Annotated in this window: 13 protein-coding genes; 9 read left to right on the plus strand and 4 right to left on the minus strand. The window is 68.4% G+C overall.

Annotated features, from left to right (window positions below; genetic code table 11):
* Window positions 1-4 precede the first annotated feature (4 nt).
* The gene (gene gcvT / locus AC6CID_RS06820) at window positions 5-1,105 is read right to left on the minus strand and encodes a glycine cleavage system aminomethyltransferase GcvT (protein WP_064061307.1); all 1,101 of its coding nucleotides are present in this window, start codon (window positions 1,103-1,105) and stop codon (window positions 5-7) included.
* Window positions 1,106-1,260: 155 nt separating this feature from the next.
* Between gcvT and AC6CID_RS06825 the strand changes: the two genes are divergently transcribed.
* From AC6CID_RS06825 to AC6CID_RS06845, 5 genes are all read left to right on the plus strand, one after another.
* Window positions 1,261-2,772: a leucyl aminopeptidase gene (locus AC6CID_RS06825; protein WP_033097581.1), complete on the plus strand. Its 1,512-nt coding sequence runs from the start codon at window positions 1,261-1,263 to the stop codon at window positions 2,770-2,772.
* 298 nt (window positions 2,773-3,070) lie between these two features.
* The gene (gene sucB / locus AC6CID_RS06830; RefSeq protein ID WP_498353722.1) at window positions 3,071-5,197 is read left to right on the plus strand and encodes a 2-oxoglutarate dehydrogenase, E2 component, dihydrolipoamide succinyltransferase; all 2,127 of its coding nucleotides are present in this window, start codon (window positions 3,071-3,073) and stop codon (window positions 5,195-5,197) included.
* 127 nt (window positions 5,198-5,324) lie between these two features.
* Window positions 5,325-6,104: a lipoyl(octanoyl) transferase LipB gene (gene lipB, locus AC6CID_RS06835; RefSeq protein WP_064061308.1), complete on the plus strand. Its 780-nt coding sequence runs from the start codon at window positions 5,325-5,327 to the stop codon at window positions 6,102-6,104.
* A 54-nt stretch (window positions 6,105-6,158) separates the two neighbouring features.
* Window positions 6,159-7,169 carry a lipoyl synthase gene (gene lipA, locus AC6CID_RS06840; RefSeq protein ID WP_024101310.1) on the plus strand — a complete coding sequence of 337 codons (1,011 nt, stop codon included), beginning with the start codon at window positions 6,159-6,161 and terminating at the stop codon, window positions 7,167-7,169.
* A gap of 83 nt (window positions 7,170-7,252) precedes the next feature.
* Window positions 7,253-7,993: a DUF4191 domain-containing protein gene (locus tag AC6CID_RS06845; RefSeq protein WP_006554409.1), complete on the plus strand. Its 741-nt coding sequence runs from the start codon at window positions 7,253-7,255 to the stop codon at window positions 7,991-7,993.
* 87 nt (window positions 7,994-8,080) lie between these two features.
* Here AC6CID_RS06845 and AC6CID_RS06850 read toward each other — a convergent pair whose 3' ends face one another.
* Window positions 8,081-8,557: an RDD family protein gene (locus AC6CID_RS06850; RefSeq protein ID WP_033097791.1), complete on the minus strand. Its 477-nt coding sequence runs from the start codon at window positions 8,555-8,557 to the stop codon at window positions 8,081-8,083.
* A 210-nt stretch (window positions 8,558-8,767) separates the two neighbouring features.
* Between AC6CID_RS06850 and glnA (AC6CID_RS06855) the strand changes: the two genes are divergently transcribed.
* The 4 genes from glnA (AC6CID_RS06855) (at window position 8,768) to AC6CID_RS06870 (ending at window position 13,671) form a co-directional block, all read left to right on the plus strand.
* Complete coding sequence (glnA, locus tag AC6CID_RS06855) at window positions 8,768-10,204, plus strand: type I glutamate--ammonia ligase (RefSeq protein ID WP_006554411.1); 1,437 nt, start codon at window positions 8,768-8,770, stop codon at window positions 10,202-10,204.
* Between the two features lie 222 nt (window positions 10,205-10,426).
* Window positions 10,427-10,867: a Fur family transcriptional regulator gene (locus tag AC6CID_RS06860; RefSeq protein WP_052040105.1), complete on the plus strand. Its 441-nt coding sequence runs from the start codon at window positions 10,427-10,429 to the stop codon at window positions 10,865-10,867.
* Window positions 10,868-10,904: 37 nt separating this feature from the next.
* Window positions 10,905-13,088, plus strand: coding sequence for a catalase/peroxidase HPI (gene katG / locus AC6CID_RS06865; protein ID WP_498353723.1), 2,184 nt, complete (start codon window positions 10,905-10,907; stop codon window positions 13,086-13,088).
* 247 nt (window positions 13,089-13,335) lie between these two features.
* Entirely contained in the window at window positions 13,336-13,671 is a 336-nt protein-coding gene (locus AC6CID_RS06870) for a hypothetical protein (protein WP_033097790.1), read from the plus strand.
* Window positions 13,672-13,678: 7 nt separating this feature from the next.
* Here the strand turns inward: AC6CID_RS06870 and AC6CID_RS06875 are convergent, their stop codons facing one another.
* Together AC6CID_RS06875 and glnA (AC6CID_RS06880) are read right to left on the minus strand one after the other, a co-directional pair.
* On the minus strand, window positions 13,679-16,690 hold the full coding sequence (locus tag AC6CID_RS06875; RefSeq protein WP_498353724.1) for a bifunctional [glutamine synthetase] adenylyltransferase/[glutamine synthetase]-adenylyl-L-tyrosine phosphorylase: 3,012 nt from the start codon (window positions 16,688-16,690) through the stop codon (window positions 13,679-13,681).
* 14 nt (window positions 16,691-16,704) lie between these two features.
* A complete protein-coding gene (glnA, locus tag AC6CID_RS06880) occupies window positions 16,705-18,042 on the minus strand; it encodes a type I glutamate--ammonia ligase (RefSeq protein WP_006554416.1) in 1,338 nt (445 codons plus the stop codon).
* Window positions 18,043-18,044: the final 2 nt, after the last annotated feature.

Consider the following 18,044-nt stretch of genomic DNA (forward strand, 5'->3'; position numbering starts at 1 on the left):
ACCGTTATCTGGTGTGGTCCTCGACGAACGGCGGAGCCACCACTTCGGCACGCAGCGATCGTCCGCGCACGTCCACGGCCACTTCGTCGCCCGGCTCGAGTCCGGCGGAGGTGTCGAGGAGCGCGAGGGCGATGCCGATCTTGAGGGTCGGAGAGAAGGTGCCCGAGGTGGTCCGCCCGACCTCGTCGCCGTCGCGTCGCACGGTCAGATCCTGACGCAGGACGCCGCGGTCGAGTGCCCGCAGGCCCCACAGTTTCCGCGCCGGGCCCGCCTCCTTCTCGCGGAGCAGGGCGTCGCGCCCCCAGAACTGCGGCTTCTTCCAGCCCACGGCCCAGCCGACCCGCGCCTCGAGCGGGGAGATGTCGACGGACAGCTCGTGCCCGTGCAGCGCGTAGCCCATCTCGGTGCGCAAGGTGTCGCGGGCGCCGAGACCGGCGGCCTGGCCGCCCTGCGCACGGACGGCATCGAGCAGGGCGCGGAAGACGCGTTCGGCGTCGTCCCAGCGCGGCAGCACCTCGTAGCCCCGTTCGCCGGTGTAGCCGCTGCGGCACACGCGCACCGGAGCACCCTCGTACTCGGCGTCGGCGAAGCCCATGTAGGCGATGTCGGTGGGCAGGCCGAGCGCCTCGAGGACCTCGACGGCCTTCGGCCCCTGGACGGCGAACACCGCGTGGTCGCGATGCTGGTTCGTCACTGTGACGCCGGCCGGTGCCGCGGCGGTCAGCGCCTCGACGACCGCTGCGGTGTTGGCCGCGTTCGGAACGAGGAAGAGCTCGTCGTCGGAGACGTGGTAGACGATCAGGTCGTCGACGACACCGCCGTTCTCGGTGCAACACAGGGTGTACTGCGCCTTGCCGGGACCGATGCGGGTGAGGTCGTTGCTGAGCGTGGTGTTCAGGAACTGGGCGGCATCCGGTCCGGCGACGAGTGCCTTGCCCAGGTGGCTGACGTCGAACAGTCCCACGTTCTCGCGCACGGCCGTGTGCTCGGCGACCGTCCCTGCGTAGGAGACCGGCATCTCCCAGCCGCCGAACGGAGCGAAGGTCGCACCGAGCTCGACGTGCACGGTGTGGATGGGGCCCTGCTTCAGTTCCTCGTCGCTCATGGCGTACGACGCTATCCCACCGCCACCGTGTCCGACAGCGACGCCGGGCGTCGTTGTCATTAGGGTCGATTACATCGAGGCGATTCCCCTCGCACCGAACGACGCCGCAAGAGAACGACTCGCTCGTTCCCGACCAAGCTCCAAGGAGATGCCCTGTGAGTGCACCCACTCCCGATCTTCCCGAACTCGTTCTCGCCGGTTCGGTTTCCAAACGAGCCGATGTCCTGGTGATCGGCGTGACCTCCGCCGACGGCACCCCCGAGATCCTCGCGGGCGACGCCCCGATCGACGAAGCGGTTCTCGGCGAACTGCTCGACTCCCTGGTCGCCGTGGGCGCGAAAGGCCGCGGCGAGGAGCTCACCCGCGTGCCGGCGCCTGCCTCCCTGCCCGTGACGAGCGTGCTCGCCGTCGGTCTCGGCGACGCCGACAAGATCGACGCCGAGCAGATCCGCCGCTCCGCCGGGGTCGCGGCACGCGCACTGACAGGTGTGGAGACGGTCGCGACCACACTGTCCGCCGTCGACCTCGGTGCCGCGGCGGAAGGTTTCGCGCTCGGCGCCTACACCTACACCGAGTTCCGGTCGGAGAAGTCCGCACCCAAGAAGGACGCGCAGGCGGTCGCGCGGGTGGAACTGCTCGTGCCCTCGACCCGCGACCGCGCGGCGAAGGCGGCGCTCTCCCGCTCCGTCGCGATCGCCGAGGCCGTCGCGACGGCCCGGAACTTCGTGAACACCCCGCCGAGCCACCTGTTCCCGGCCGAGTTCGCCGAGCGCGCGAAGGCGCTCGGCGAGGCCGCCGGTCTGAAGGTCGAGATCCTCGACGAGAAGGTGCTCGAGAAGAAGGGCTTCGGCGGCATCGTCGGCGTCGGCAAGGGCTCGTCGCGTCCCCCGCGTCTCGTGCGCCTGTCCTACTCGTCGAAGAAGCGCAAGGCCCCGAAGGTCGCGCTCGTGGGCAAGGGCATCACCTTCGACACCGGCGGCATCTCCATCAAGCCCGCCGCCGGCATGGAGGCGATGACCTCCGACATGGCCGGCGCCGCCGCGGTCGTCGCGACCGTCGTGCTCGCCGCGAAGCTCGGTGTCGCCGCCGACGTCACCGCGACCGTGCCGATGGCCGAGAACATGCCGTCGTCGACCGCGCAGCGTCCGGGCGACGTGCTGACCCAGTACGGTGGAACCACCGTCGAGGTCATCAACACCGACGCCGAGGGTCGCCTGATCCTCGCCGACGCCATCGTGCGCGCATGCGAGGACGATCCCGACTACCTCATCGACACCGCGACCCTCACCGGCGCACAGATGGTCGCCCTCGGCACCCGGACGCCGGGCGTCATGGGTCACGACGAGTTCCGCGACCGCGTGGCCGCGCTGTCCCAGGAGGTCGGCGAGAACGGCTGGGCGATGCCCTTCCCGAAGGAACTGCGCGGTGATCTCGAGTCCCGCGTGGCCGACCTCGCGAACGTCTCCCCCCACCGGTGGGGCGGCATGCTCACGGCCGGCATCTTCCTGAAGGAGTTCGTCGCCGAGGGTGTGCAGTGGGCGCACATCGACGTCGCCGGCCCGGCCTTCAACACCGGCGGACCGTTCGGTTACGTCGGCAAGGGCGGCACCGGCGTGCCCGTGCGCACCATGCTCGCCGTGATCGAGGACATCGCCGCCAACGGATGATCTTCCGCACCGGTCCTCTCCCCGCCTGGCCCCGCCCGGGGCGAGGGAGAGGACCGGTGTGATCGGTAACAGCGGAACCCCGGTGTGAGGTGATCCGCCCCTCCCCGAACATCACCGAAAGATAGGTGCAAGGATGGGAGGGGCCATGCCCCGCCGGTATCGGCCCGACCGAACACGTGAACCAGCAGGCACGGGGTTCCTGGCCCGCGCACAATGGTCAACGACCACACAATGGTCGGCGACCACGAGTCGGTACAACTCAACACACACGAACACAACCGTCGAGGAGTCAACAGACATGGCCTTCTCCGTCCAGATGCCAGCGCTTGGTGAGAGCGTCACCGAGGGAACTGTCACGCGATGGCTCAAGCAGGAAGGAGACACGGTCGAAGTCGACGAGCCCTTGCTCGAAGTCTCCACGGACAAGGTCGACACCGAGATCCCGTCGCCTGCAGCCGGCGTGCTGGTCAAGATCGTCGCCCAGGAGGATGACACGGTCGAGATCGGTGGCGAACTGGCGGTGATCGGTGACGCCGGTGAGGAAGCCGGCGAAGAGTCCGCACCCGCCGCCGAAAAGGCACCGGCCGAAGAGGCTCCCGCGGAGGAGCCCGCCGCGGAGTCCGCCCCCGCGCAGCCCGCATCCTCGGGTGGTAGCGGCGAGGGCACCCCGGTCACCATGCCGGCACTGGGCGAGTCGGTCACCGAAGGCACCGTCACCCGCTGGCTCAAGGCCGTCGGCGACGAGGTCGCCGTGGACGAACCGCTCCTCGAGGTCTCCACCGACAAGGTCGACACCGAGATCCCCTCCCCGGTCGCCGGCATCCTCACCGAGATCACCGCTCAGGAGGACGAGACCGTCGAGGTCGGCGGACAGCTCGCCGTCATCGGCAGCGAAGCCCCGGCCCAGCAGTCCGCTCCCGCCGAGCAGTCCGCCCCGGCCGAGGAGTCGGCGCCGGCCGCCGAGCCCACCACCGAGCCGTCCGAGGAGGCCGCTCCGGCTCCGTCCGCCCCCGCGCAGCCCGCATCCTCGGGTGGTAGCGGCGAGGGCACCCCGGTCACCATGCCGGCACTGGGCGAGTCGGTCACCGAAGGCACCGTCACCCGCTGGCTCAAGGCCGTCGGCGACGAGGTCGCCGTGGACGAACCGCTCCTCGAGGTCTCCACCGACAAGGTCGACACCGAGATCCCCTCCCCGGTCGCCGGCATCCTCACCGAGATCACCGCTCAGGAGGACGAGACCGTCGAGGTCGGCGGACAGCTCGCCGTCATCGGCAGCGAAGCCCCGGCCCAGCAGTCCGCTCCCGCCGAGCAGTCCGCGCCGAAGCAGGAGGCTCCGAAGCAGGAGACTCCGAAGCCCGCCGAGCAGAAGCCCGCCGCACAGCAGCAGGCCCCGAAGGTCGAGCAGGCCACCCCGGCTCCCGCACCGAAGCCGGTCGGGACCGCGGCGACGACCCCGAAGCCCGCGCCTCAGGAGGAGTCCACCCCGAGCGGTGCGACCCCGTACGTCACCCCGCTCGTGCGCAAGCTCGCCTCGCAGCACGGCGTCGACCTGTCGACGGTGAAGGGCACCGGTGTCGGTGGCCGCATCCGCAAGCAGGACGTCCTCGCTGCCGCCGAGGGTGGCAAGGCAGCCGGTGGCGAGCAGCAGAAGTCGGCCGCTCCGGCGAGTCCGGCTCCGGGTGTGCGCCCCGAGCTCGCCAAGCTGCGCGGAACGACCCAGAAGATCAACCGCATCCGCCAGATCACGGCGAAGAAGACCCTCGAGTCGCTGCAGACCACCGCGCAGCTCACCCAGACCTTCGAGGTCGACGTCACCAAGATCGCCCAGCTGCGGGCCCAGGCGAAGAAGGCGTTCTCCGAGCGCGAGAGCGTCAACCTCACCTTCCTGCCGTTCTTCGCCAAGGCCGTCGTCGAGGCGCTGCGCGCGCACCCGAACGTCAACGCCTCCTTCGACGACAGCAAGAAGGAGATCACCTACCACGCGGCCGAGCACCTCGGCATCGCGGTGGACACCGAGCAGGGCCTGCTCTCCCCGGTGATCCACAACGCCGGCGACCTGTCGCTGGCCGAGCTCGCCCGCGCGATCGCCGACATCGCCGAGCGTGCCCGCAAGGGTGGTCTCAAGCCCGACGAGCTGGCCGGTGGCACCTTCACCATCACCAACATCGGTAGCCAGGGCGCGTTGTTCGACACCCCGATCCTCGTGCCGCCGCAGGCCGCGATGCTCGGAACCGGCGCGATCGTCAAGCGTCCGGTCGTGGTGATCGACGAGACCGGCAACGAGTCCATCGGCGTCCGCTCGATGTGCTACCTGCCGCTTACCTACGATCACCGCCTGATCGACGGTGCCGACGCGGGCCGCTTCCTCAAGACGATCAAGCATCGTCTCGAGGAGGGCGCGTTCGAGTCCGATCTGGGACTGTAGGTTTCCGGATCCGGACTATCCGTCCGACGACCTCCGACGGGGGCATCACCGCAGTGGTGATGCCCCCGTCGGCGTCCGCGCCACAGCGGGTGCCCTCCCCCTGCGGTGCGGCGTAGAGTTCAGGAACATGAGTGATCCCTCGTCTTCCGCCCGTTCCGATTCGGCTCCCGTCGCCGTCGCATGTCTCGGAACCCTCGGTTATCTCGAGGCCTGGGAGAGGCAGCGCGAACTCGCGAACGAGCGCGCCGACGGCATCGGCGCCGACACCCTGCTCCTGCTCGAACACCCGCCCGTCTACACGGCCGGGCGCCGCACCGAGGACGGCGACCGCCCCACCGACGGCACGCCCGTCATCGACGTCGACCGCGGCGGCAAGATCACCTGGCACGGCCCCGGGCAGCTCGTGGGCTACCCCATCGTCAAGCTCGCCGAGCCGATCGACGTCGTCGGCTACGTGCGTCGCATCGAACAGGGCCTGATCCGCGTCTGTACCGACATGGGCCTGAACTGCGGCCGCGTGGAAGGACGCTCCGGTGTCTGGCTTCCCGCCGAGCTGCGCGACGGGCACTGGCTCCCCGAACGCAAGATCGCTGCGATCGGCATCCGGGTGCAACGTGGTGTCGCCATGCACGGCTTCGCACTCAACTGCAATTCGGCTCTCGACGCGTTCGACTCGATCGTCCCGTGCGGCATCCGCGACGCCGGAGTCGCGTCGCTCACCGGCGAACTCGGCCGGGAGGTCACCGTCGACGACGTGATCCCGGCCGTCACCGAGGCCGTCATCGCCGCTCTCGACGGCCGAATCCCCGTGACCGAGTGCGACATCGAGCGGGTCACCTTCGAGCACGCCGTCGGGGCGTCCGGAATTCCCACCACCACCCCGGAATTCACGACACACCGGTTCTGAAGGGCGGTCGCACCCGCCGGGTCCGGGCAGGACCGGCGGCGTACGATCGAGTGCGTGACTGTGGCCCCAGAAGGACGCAAGCTGCTGCGGATCGAGACCCGAAACGCGCAGACGCCGATCGAACGCAAACCCAACTGGATCAAGACCCGGGCGAAGATGGGCCCGGAGTACACCGACCTCAAGGGCCTGGTGCGACGCGAAGGTCTGCACACGGTCTGTGAGGAAGCCGGTTGTCCCAACATCTACGAGTGCTGGGAAGACCGCGAGGCGACATTCCTCATCGGTGGCGAGCAGTGCACCCGTCGCTGCGACTTCTGCCAGATCGACACCGGTAAGCCCGCCGCGCTCGACCGCGACGAGCCGCGTCGTGTCGCCGAGTCGGTCCGCTCGATGGGTCTGCGCTACTCCACGATCACCGGCGTCGCCCGCGACGATCTGCCCGACGGCGGCGCATGGCTGTATGCCGAGACGGTGAAGCAGATCCACGCGCTCAACCCGGGCACCGGCGTCGAGAACCTCATCCCCGACTTCAACGGCAAGCCCGACCTGCTGCAGGAGGTCTTCGAGTCGCGTCCCGAGGTGCTCGCGCACAACGTCGAGACCGTGCCGCGGATCTTCAAGCGCATCCGTCCGGCCTTCCGCTACGAGCGGTCGCTCGACGTGATCCGGCAGGCCCGCGACTTCGGACTGGTCACCAAGTCCAACCTCATCCTCGGCATGGGCGAGACCCCCGAGGAGGTCACCGAAGCGCTGCACGACCTGCACGACGCCGGCTGCGACATCATCACGATCACCCAGTACCTGCGGCCCTCCCCGCTCCACCATCCGGTCGAGCGCTGGGTCAAGCCGCAGGAGTTCGTCGATCACTCCGAGACCGCCCGCGAGATCGGGTTCGCCGGTGTGATGGCCGGTCCGCTGGTGCGTTCGTCGTACCGCGCCGGTCGCCTGTACGCGCAGGCGATGGCCCACCACGGACGCGAACTTCCCGCCGACCAGGCGCATCTCGCCGAGGAGGGCACGGCGTCCCAGGAAGCCGGCGCCGTTCTCGCGCGCTTCGGCAACTGACCTCGCGCCGCTCGTCGCGGCAGGTCCTCAGGCGGCCCCGGTGGTGGTAAACGTGCCATCACCGGGGCCGTATCCTTGAGTACATGGCGAAGGGCAGCAAGACCGACAAGGAAGCGAAGGCCGCGGCGAAGGCCGCACGCAAGCAGGCGTCGAAGGAGCGTCGAACCCAGCTGTGGCAGGCGTTCCAGATCCAGCGCAAGGAGGACAAGGCACTCCTGCCGTGGATGATCGGTGCCCTCGTCGGTTCGATCGTGGTGTTCTTCCTCGTCGGCCTGATCTTCGACATCCAGTGGTTCCTGCTGCCGGTCGGCATCCTCGTCGGCGTCCTGTTGGCCTTCATCATCTTCGGGCGCCGCGTGCAGAAGAGCGTGTACGCGAAGGCCGACGGTCAGGCCGGTGCGGCCGCGTGGGCGCTCGACAACCTGCAGGGCGCGTGGCGCGTGAGCCAGGCGGTCGCGGGCACCACCCAGCTCGACGCCGTGCACCGCGTCATCGGACGTCCCGGCATCATCCTCGTCGGTGAGGGCAACCCCGGTCGCGTGAAGGGCCTGATGGCCCAGGAGAAGAAGCGGGTCGCGCGTCTCGTCGGCGACACCCCGATCTACGAGTTCGTCGTCGGCAACGAGGAGGGCCAGATTCCGCTCTCCCAGCTGCAGAAGCGTCTGAACAAGCTGCCTCGCAACATCGACACCAAGCGGATGGACACCATCGAGGGTCGCCTGTCCGCGCTGAGCACGAAGAAGTCCGGGCCGGCCATGCCCAAGGGCCCGCTTCCCGCCGGCGCGAAGATGCGCAGCGTGCAGCGCACCATGCGCCGCCGCTGATCTTCCGAACTACGCCGAAGGCCGCCTCTCGTCCCGGGGACGAAGGCGGCCTTCGGTGTATGCGGAGAAGTTTGCGTGTGGTCGCGGTCAGCGCGAGCGGACGACCGCGGTGCCCGTGGCGCGATCCTGCAGGCCGCGACCGTCGATGTCGGTGACGAGCGCAGGGGCGATGAACACCAGTAGCACCTGACGTGCGAGCGCGCGCACGATGCCGACCCTCGCGGGGGCGTCCACCCGCACGACCTGCAGCCCGGCGACGAACTGTCCGGGGGTGAACGAGAACAGGCTCACGCATCCCACGCCCACCACGAACCAGATGATGAGGGTGTACGACGACAGCAGCGGACTCTCGAGCGGGTTGCCCCCGACGAGGCCGGCCGCGATCGCCATGGACATGAACCAGTCGACCGCGAGGGCGAGTACCCGGCGGACGGTGGGCACCATGGAGCCGGGGCCGTGTTCGGGGAGGCCGAGCAGTTGTCCGGGATAGTCCTGCTCCTGCTGGAGACCTTTGGGAAGCGCCGCAGCAGGCCCGGAAAGCCAACTGCCCGTCATGCGTGCCATGGCACCAGGATAAGCTCTCATGGGCGGACCAGCGTCGACCCGTGTTGGCCGCGGTGACTTATACCACCTTTTCGACCTCACAGCAGGACGAAAGCATGTGTAACACCCGCGAAACATAGGCTTGATGGACGGGCAACACCAGATCCATAACGTCTGATCCGACGCAGGCGCCCAGCACCCATGGCGCGCACCGACTGAAGGAGCACAAGCGTGGCGTTCACCACGGCCGAAGAGGTCATCAAGTACATCGCGGAAGAGAACGTCGAGTACGTCGATATCCGCTTCACGGACCTGCCCGGCATCGAACAGCACTTCTCGATCCCGGCGAAGGCGTTCAACGAGGACGTCTTCGAGGACGGCCTGGCATTCGACGGATCCTCCGTGCGGGGTTTCCAGTCCATCCACGAGTCGGACATGCTCCTGCTCCCCGATGTGACGACCGCCCGCATCGATCCCTTCCGCGCCGCCAAGACCCTGAACGTCAGCTTCTTCGTCCACGATCCGTTCACCCGTGAGTCCTACAGCCGCGACCCCCGCAACGTCGCGCGTAAGGCCGAGGAATACCTGATCAGCACCGGCATCGCCGACACCGCCTTCTTCGGTGCCGAGGCCGAGTTCTACATCTTCGACTCCGTCTCCTACGACTCGAAGATGAACGGCGCGTTCTACGAGCTCGATTCGATCTCCGGCTCGTGGAACACCGGCGCCGAGTACAACGCCGACGGCACCCCGAACCGCGGCTACAAGGTCCGCCCGAAGGGTGGCTACTTCCCCGTCGCTCCGTACGACCACTACGTCGACCTGCGCGACGAGATCTCCACCAACCTGCAGCTCGCCGGCTTCGAGCTCGAGCGCGGCCACCACGAGGTGGGCACCGGCGGCCAGGCCGAGATCAACTACAAGTTCAACACGCTGCTCTCCGCAGCCGACGACCTGCAGCTGTTCAAGTACATCGTCAAGAACACGGCGTGGAAGAACGGCAAGACCGCCACCTTCATGCCGAAGCCGCTCTTCGGCGACAACGGCTCGGGCATGCACGTGCACCAGTCGCTGTGGAAGGACGGCAAGCCGCTGTTCCACGACGAGTCCGGCTACGCGGGTCTGTCCGACCTCGCCCGCTGGTACATCGGCGGCATCCTCCACCACGCGCCGTCGCTGCTCGCCTTCACGAACCCGACGATCAACTCGTACCACCGTCTGGTGCCGGGCTACGAGGCTCCGATCAACCTCGTGTACAGCCAGCGCAACCGTTCGGCCGCCGTGCGTATCCCGATCACGGGCAACAACCCGAAGGCCAAGCGTCTCGAGTTCCGCGCTCCCGACTCCTCGGGTAACCCCTACCTGAACTTCGCGGCGCAGATGATGGCCGGCCTCGACGGCATCAAGAACAAGATCGAGCCGCTCGCTCCGGTCGACAAGGACCTCTACGAGCTCCCGCCGGAGGAGGCCAAGAACATCCCGCAGGCCCCCACCAGCCTGTCGGCCGTGATCGACAACCTCGAGCGCGACCACGAGTACCTCACCGAGGGCGGCGTCTTCACCACCGACCTCATCGAGACCTGGATCTCGCTCAAGCGCGAGCAAGAGATCGCTCCGGTCAACCTGCGCCCGCACCCCTACGAGTTCCAGCTGTACTTCGACTGCTGAGTCGAGTCCGGTAAGCACTCTTCGAGAGGCCGTTCGTCCCTTCCGGGACGGGCGGCCTCTCGCCTTGTCTGCGCCCCTTCCGCTCCGGCATCCTCGCGCGCCGAAACGGGGTTCGCCCCTGCTGCAGCAGCAAGCCCCGGTTCGGCGCGCGAGAATCGTTTGTTCGTCATCGAATCCGGCGAAATCGCGACCGGTTCCAGAAAAGTGGTCCATAGTGGGCACGTGCCCTCGACGCGGGATTTCTCCGAGCGGTTACGCGCGGCCGGTCTTCGCGTGACCCGACAGCGTCTGGCGGTGCTCGATGCGGCGCACGAGCACCCGCACGCCGATGCCGATCGCATCTTCGACGCGGTCGGCGCCGTCGTTCCCGGCATCGGTCGGCACACCGTGTACGACATCCTTCACGCACTCTCGGCACACGGCCTGCTCCGACGAATCCGGCCCGCAGGTTTCCACGCGCGGTACGAGGTGCGTGTCGGCGACAGTCATCACCACCTCGTCTGCCGGTCATGCGCCGTGATCTCGGATGTCGACCACACCGTCGGTGACTCGCGTTGCCTGTCACCGGTGGACGACGCAGGTTTCGACGTCGACGAGGCCGACGTCGTCTTCTGGGGCCTGTGCCGCGACTGTTCGACAGACGATCCACGACAACAGCCCTGAATCGGTCCGATCGACCCTGATCCGGAAGGAAACCGCAGTGTCCGAAAGCGAAAACCCGGCAGTCCCCTCCCCCGAGCCGTCACCGCACCGGCCGAGGACCAATCAGGACTGGTGGCCGGACCAGCTGGATTTGACGGTCCTGCACCAGCATTCACCGCTGTCCAATCCGTTGGAACCCGACTTCGACTACTCGAAGGAAGTCGAATCCCTCGATGTCGAGGCGCTCCGTCAGGATCTGATCGACCTGATGACGGATTCCCAGGACTGGTGGCCGGCCGACTTCGGTCACTACGGGGGTCTGTTCATCCGTATGAGCTGGCACTCGGCCGGCACCTACCGCATCGCCGACGGTCGCGGTGGCGGCGGCAAGGGCGCGCAGCGGTTCGCTCCGCTCAACAGCTGGCCCGACAACGTCAGCCTCGACAAGGCCCGTCGTCTCCTGTGGCCGATCAAGCAGAAGTACGGCCGCAAGCTCTCCTGGGCCGACCTGCTGGTCTTCGCCGGCAACTGCGCCTACGAGTCGATGGGGTTCACGACGTTCGGCTTCGCGTTCGGCCGCGAGGACATCTGGGAGCCCGACGAGGTCTTCTGGGGCCCGGAGGACACCTGGCTCGGCGACGAACGCTACGTCGGTGAGCGCGAACTCCAGGGCCCGCTGGGCGCCGTCCAGATGGGTCTGATCTACGTCAATCCCGAAGGCCCCAACGGCAACCCGGAGATCCTCGCGTCCGGACGCGACATCCGTGAGACGTTCGCCCGGATGGCGATGAACGACGTCGAGACGGCCGCGCTCATCGTCGGCGGTCACACCGTCGGCAAGACTCACGGTGCCGCCCCGGCCGACAATCTCGGGCCCGAACCCGAGGGTGCCCCGATCGAACAGCAGGGTCTCGGCTGGAAGAACTCGTACGGCACCGGTGTCGGTGGCGACACGATCACCAGCGGTCTCGAGGTCACCTGGACGCCCACTCCGACCAAGTGGGACAACAGCTTCCTCGAGACGCTGTACGCCTACGAGTGGGAGAAGACCAAGAGCCCCGCCGGTGCGTGGCAGTGGACGCCGAAAGGCGGTGCCGGCGCGGACACCGTGCCCGACGCCCACGACCCGACGAAGAAGCACGCGCCGGGCATGCTCACCAGCGACCTCGCGTTGCGCTACGACCCCGTCTACGGCGAGATCACCCGGCGCTGGCTCGACCATCCCGAGGAACTCGAGCAGGAGTTCGCCAAGGCGTGGTTCAAGCTGCTGCACCGCGACATGGGTCCGATCTCGCGGTACCGGGGGCCGTGGATCCCGGAACCGCAGATCTGGCAGGACCCGGTGCCGGAGGTCGACCACGAGCTTATCGACGACAGCGACGCCGCCTCCCTCAAGGCGAAGATCCTCGACTCGGGAGCGACGATCCCGCAGCTCGTCGCCACCGCCTGGGCGTCGGCTGCGAGCTTCCGCGGCACCGACAAGCGCGGCGGCGCGAACGGCGCGCGCGTGCGGCTCGAGCCGCAGAAGAACTGGGAGGCCAACGAACCCGAACAGCTCGCACAGGTGCTGCAGATCCTCGAGGGCATCCAGCAGGACTTCAACGGCTCCGGCGGCAACAAGAAGGTCTCCCTGGCGGACCTGATCGTGCTCGCCGGTAACGCCGCGGTGGAGAAGGCCGCCAAGGATGCGGGATACGACATCACGGTTCCGTTCTCCCCCGGCCGCACCGATGCGACGCAGGAGTGGACCGACGTCGAGTCGTTCGAGGTGCTCGAGCCGAAGCACGACGGTTTCCGCAACTACCTGCGCGGCGGCGAGAAGCTCCCGCCCGAGAAGTTGTTCCTCGAGCGCGCCAACCTGCTGACGCTCACCGCTCCCGAGACGACGGTGCTCGTCGGCGGTCTGCGTGCGCTCGGCGCGAACCACGGCGGCAGCAAGCACGGGGTTTTCACCCACCGGCCGCAGACCCTGACGAACGACTTCTTCGTCAATCTGCTCGACATGGGGACCGAGTGGAAGGTCTCGCAGAACAGCGAGGGCGTCTACGAAGGACGCGCTCGGGGCTCGGACCAGGTCAAGTACACCGCGACCGCCGTCGACCTCGTCTTCGGGCACAACTCGCAGCTGCGGGCGCTCGCCGAGGTCTACGCGACCGACGATGCCGGCCCGAAGTTCGTCCACGATTTCGTCGCGGCCTGGACGAAGGTGATGAACCTGGATCGTTTCGATCCGAAGAAGTGACCGCGCCGGCGGTCCACGACCGCGCCTGACGCACCGTCCCGGAGCCACCCCTCGTATTCGGCGGGTGGCTCCGTCGTGTGCAGGGGGGTCGTGCGCAGGTCGGCCGAGCCGAAACCGACGGGACCGCCGTACTGCACACGGGTGTACCGTGAGGACACAGCTTTGGTGATGTTCGTCACGCCCGCTCGCGGGGGAGTGGATGCGACGTGGTCCGTATCCGAACGACACGTCTCCTCGGGAGGCCACCATGCGTAGATCCCTGGTTTCGGCAGCATGCGCCGCCGTCATGCTGTCCCCCGTCCCTCTATCCGTCGCACTCGCGGGCACCGCAGCGGCGCAGACCGACATTTCCGTCGTCGGCATGTCGCAGGAGCAGGCACAGCACGTGCTCTCCGACGCGGGAGTCCCCTACATCATCCTCAACCGTTCCGGCAGCACCATGCAGAACTGCCGGGTGACCGAGCAACGCGACCGTGGCTACGACGTCGAGGTCGAGTACGACTGGGACCACGAGAACAAGGAGTGGGACAAGACCGAGGTCGAGGTCTGGCGAGGACTCGCACTCGTCGTCTTCTGCGACTGACGCTCGGCTAGTCCCAGAACACCCGCTCGACGACCGCCCGCGCACGACGCGTGACGCGCAGGTAGTGGTCGAGAAACTCCGACGCGTCCTCACCACGCCAACCCGTCACGCGGGCAACGGCTTCGAGCTGCCGTCCCGGCCCCGGGAGCTGGTCGGTCGGCTTGCCGCGGACGAGCACGAGACAGTTCCGCGCATCCGTCGCGGTGATCCATGCCGTGCGCAGGAGTTCGACGTCGGTCGCGCTGAGCAGCTCGGCGGCGCCGATGCCGCCGAGCGCCTCGAGCGTCGAGGTCGTGCGGAGCGCCGGGAGCCGGTAGGCGTGCTGGAGCTGCAGCAGCTGCACGGTCCATTCGATGTCGGCGAGACCGCCCCGTCCGAGTTTGGTGTGGGTGGCCGGGTCGGCCCCGCGCGGCAGCCGCTCGGAGTCCACGCGTGCCTTGATGCGCCGGATCTCGCGGACGGCCTCCTGCGAGACCCCACCCTCGGGATAGCGCACGTCGTCGATCATGTGCAGGAAGCGGGTGCCGAGCTCGCGGTCACCCGCGACGGCGTGTGCACGCAGCAGCGCCTGTACCTCCCACACCTCGGCCCACTGCGTGTAGTACGCCCGGTAGGAAGCGAACGTCCGGACGATGGGACCGCTGCGACCTTCCGGACGCAGATCCAGATCGACCTCGAGCGGTGGGTCGGTGCTCGGCGCGCCGAGCAGTCGCCGCACCTGCTCGGCGATGCTCGTGGCCCACTTGACCGCATCGGTCTCGTCGGCGTCCGGCAGCGGGTCGCACACGAACAGCACGTCCGCGTCGGATCCGTAGCCGAGTTCGCCGCCTCCGAGCCGGCCCATCCCGATCACCGCGATACGCGCCGGCGCCGGTCCGCGGGACTGTTCCGAGCCCCGGATCACCGCGTCGAGCGCGGCTTCGAGGACACCCGCCCATACCGTGGACAACGCCCGGCACACCTGCGGCACGTCGAGCATGCCGAGGATGTCGGCGCTCGCGACGCGCGCGAGTTCGGCGCGGCGCAGCGAACGCGCGGCGGCGATGGCGCGAGCGGGGTCGGAGTAGCGCGACGACGATGCGACGAGGGCGCGCGCCACCTCGGGCGGGTTCGCCTCGAGCAGCCGCGGCCCGGTCGAGGCGTCGGCGTACAGGCGGATGACGTCGGGAGATTTCACCAGCAGGTCGGCGACATAGGCGGACGAGCCGAGAACCGTCATGAGGCGTTCGGCCACCGCCGGTTCGTCGCGCAGCACCCGCAGGAACCAGACGGTGTCGTAGAGCGCATCGGACAGCCGTCGATAGGCGAGCAGGCCGGCATCGGGATCGGTTGTCTCCCCGAGATATTCGAGCAGTTGCGGGAGCAGCAGCGCCTGGATTCGCGCCTTGCGTGAGGCCCCGCCGGACAGCGCAGCCAGGTGTTCCATCGCGTGCTGCGGGGCGTTGTAGCCCAGCGCGGCGAGCTGGCGGACGGCCGCGTCGGGCGACAACCGCAGCGCTTCCTTGTCGAGCTTGCTCACCGAGTCCAGCAGCGGCCGGTAGAACAGGCGCGCGTGCAGTTTCCGGATCCGCGACGAGTTGCGCTTGATCTCCGATTCGAGCACGCCGAGGGCGTCCTTGCGCCCGTCCGGCCGCATGTGCGCGGCGCGCGCGAGCCACCGCAGGGCCTCGCGGTCCTCGGGCGGTGGCAGGGTGTGGGTCCGCTTGAGCCGCTGGAGCTGGAGCCGGTGTTCGAGCAGGCGGAGGAACTCGTAGGACGCCCGCATGTTCGCGGCGTCGTCGCGCCCGACATAACCGCCGTCGGCGAGCGCGCACAGCGCTTCGACGGTGTTGGGCACGCGCAGCGATTCGTCGACGCGGCCGTGCACGAGTTGCAGCAACTGCACGGCGAACTCGACGTCGCGGAGGCTGCCGCGTCCGAGCTTGAGTTCGCGTTCGCGTAATTCCGGGGGCACCATCTCCTCGACCCGGCGGCGCATCGCCTGCACGTCGGGCACGAAGTCCTCGCGTTCGGAGGCGGTCCACACCATCGGGCTCAGGGCGTCGATGTACCGGCGGCCGAGGTCGAGGTCCCCCGTCATCGGCCGTGCCTTGAGCAGTGCCTGGAACTCCCAGGTCTTGGCCCACCGGTTGTAGTAGGCGACGTGGGATTCGAGGGTGCGGACGAGCTCGCCGCGTTTGCCCTCCGGTCGCAGCGCGGCGTCGACCTCGAAGAAGGCCGACGTGCCGATGCGCATCATCTCCCCTGCGATCCGGCTCGCGCGGGCGTCGGCGGGTTCGGCGACGAACACGACGTCGACGTCGCTGACGTAGTTCAGTTCGCGCGCACCGCACTTGCCCATCGCGATGACGGCGAGGTCGATCGGGCACGGGCCTTCCGGAATCACCGTGGACACGGCCACCGCGAGGGCTGCGGTGAGCGCCGCGTCGGCGAGGTCGGCGAGCAGAGCCCCGACCTCGAGATAGGGCAGCACCGGTTCGTTCTCGACGACCGCCGCGAGATCGGCGGCGGCGATCAGCATGAGTTGGTCGCGGTAGGTGATGCGCAGCGCCGCGACCGCGTGCGGACCGATGAGCCCGGCCCGATGGATCAGCCGGCCGGGACGTCCGTCGGGCTCGGGTTCGGCGTCGACGCTGTCCAGCATCCGCGCCGTGAAGGTGTGCTTGTCGGGCAGTGCCGCGCTGCCCGCGAGCATCTTCCAGCGATCCGGGTTGGCGACGACGTGGTCGCCGAGCGCCGACGACGCCCCGAACAGCCCGAACAACCGGCCGCGCAGGCGTGTGTCGGAGCGCAGCGCCGAGTCGAGCTCGGCCCAGTCGTCACCGAGCGCGTCGGCCAGTCGCACGAGAGTGCGCAACGCCAGATCCGCGTTCGGGGCACGGGACAGCGACCACAGCAGTTCGACGCTGTCGGCGTCGTTCCATCCGAGTCGAGCGAGTTCGGCAGGGGCGGTCGGCTCGACGAGGCCGAGCCGACCGGGGCCGGGAACTACCGAACGCGCGCTGGGCGGTCTCACCACGTTTCCATCGTCGCTTACAACCCCAGGTACTGCTCGAGTTCGAACGGGGTGACCTGGCTGCGGTAGTTCTCCCACTCCCGCCACTTGTTGCGCAGGAAGTAGTCGAAGACGTGCTCACCGAGAGTCTCGGCGACGAGTTCGGACTTCTCCATCTCGCGCAGCGCGATGTCGAGATCGGTGGGCAGTTCGCGGTAACCCATGGCGCGACGCTCGGCGGAGGTCAGCGACCACACGTCGTCCTCGGCCTCGGGTGCGAGCTCGTAACCCTTCTCGATGCCGCGCAGACCGGCCGCGAGCAACACCGCGAAGGTGAGGTAGGGATTGCACGCCGAGTCGGGGGTGCGGATCTCGACGCGCCGCGACGACGCCTTGTTCGGGGTGTACATCGGGACACGCACGAGCGCGGAGCGGTTGGACGGACCCCAGCAGGCGGCCGTCGGTGCCTCTCCCCCGTGCACGAGACGCTTGTACGAGTTGACCCACTGGTTGGTGACGGCGCTGATCTCGTTGGAGTGTTCGAGGATGCCGGCGATGAACGCCTTGCCGGTCGCCGAGAGCTGCAGCGGGTCGTCCGGGTCGTGGAAGGCGTTGGTCTCACCTTCGAACAGCGACATGTGGGTGTGCATCGCCGAACCGGCGTGGTCGCGGAAGGGCTTGGGCATGAAGGTGGCCCGCACGCCCTCCTGCATCGCGATCTCCTTGACCACGTAGCGGAAGGTCATGACGTTGTCGGCCATGGACAGCGCGTCGGCGTAGCGCAGGTCGATCTCCTGCTGGCCGGGCGCGGTCTCGTGGTGGCTGAACTCCACCGAGATGCCCATGGATTCGAGCGCGTCGATGGCGTGACGCCGGAAGTGCGGGGCCGAGCGGTGCACGGACTGGTCGAAGTAGCCGCCGATGTCGGCCGGCACGGGTGCACTGCCCTCGGGGCCGTCCTCGACGAGGAAGAACTCGATCTCGGGGTGCACGTAGCAGCTGAACCCGAGATCGGAGGCCTTGTTGAGCTGACGCCTCAGCACGTGGCGGGGATCGGCCCAGCTCGGGGTGCCGCCGGGCATGGTGATGTCGCAGAACATCCGGGCCGAGTACTGGTGGCCCCGGTCGTCGCTCCAGGGCAGCACCTGGAAGGTGGTGGCGTCGGGACGCGCAACCATGTCGGCTTCGGAGATGCGGGAGAAGCCCTCGACGGCCGAGCCGTCGAAGCCGATGCCCTCCTCGAAGGCCCCTTCGAGTTCGGCAGGCGCGATCGCCACCGACTTGAGAGTGCCGACGACGTCGGTGAACCACAGACGCACGAACCGAATGTCGCGCTCTTCGAGGGTGCGGAGCACGAACTCCTTCTGGCGATCCATAC

The organism is Rhodococcus sp. GQ147, from assembly GCF_059759155.1.

Coding starts and splice junctions, on each gene's coding strand:
- gcvT (WP_064061307.1), bottom strand. CDS start 1,105: ATGAGCGACGAGGAACTGAAGCAGGGCCCCATCCACACCGTGCACGTC.
- sucB (WP_498353722.1), top strand. CDS start 3,071: ATGGCCTTCTCCGTCCAGATGCCAGCGCTTGGTGAGAGCGTCACCGAG.
- lipB (WP_064061308.1), top strand. CDS start 5,325: ATGAGTGATCCCTCGTCTTCCGCCCGTTCCGATTCGGCTCCCGTCGCC.
- AC6CID_RS06845 (WP_006554409.1), top strand. CDS start 7,253: ATGGCGAAGGGCAGCAAGACCGACAAGGAAGCGAAGGCCGCGGCGAAG.
- AC6CID_RS06850 (WP_033097791.1), bottom strand. CDS start 8,557: ATGGCACGCATGACGGGCAGTTGGCTTTCCGGGCCTGCTGCGGCGCTT.
- AC6CID_RS06870 (WP_033097790.1), top strand. CDS start 13,336: ATGCGTAGATCCCTGGTTTCGGCAGCATGCGCCGCCGTCATGCTGTCC.
- glnA (WP_006554416.1), bottom strand. CDS start 18,042: ATGGATCGCCAGAAGGAGTTCGTGCTCCGCACCCTCGAAGAGCGCGAC.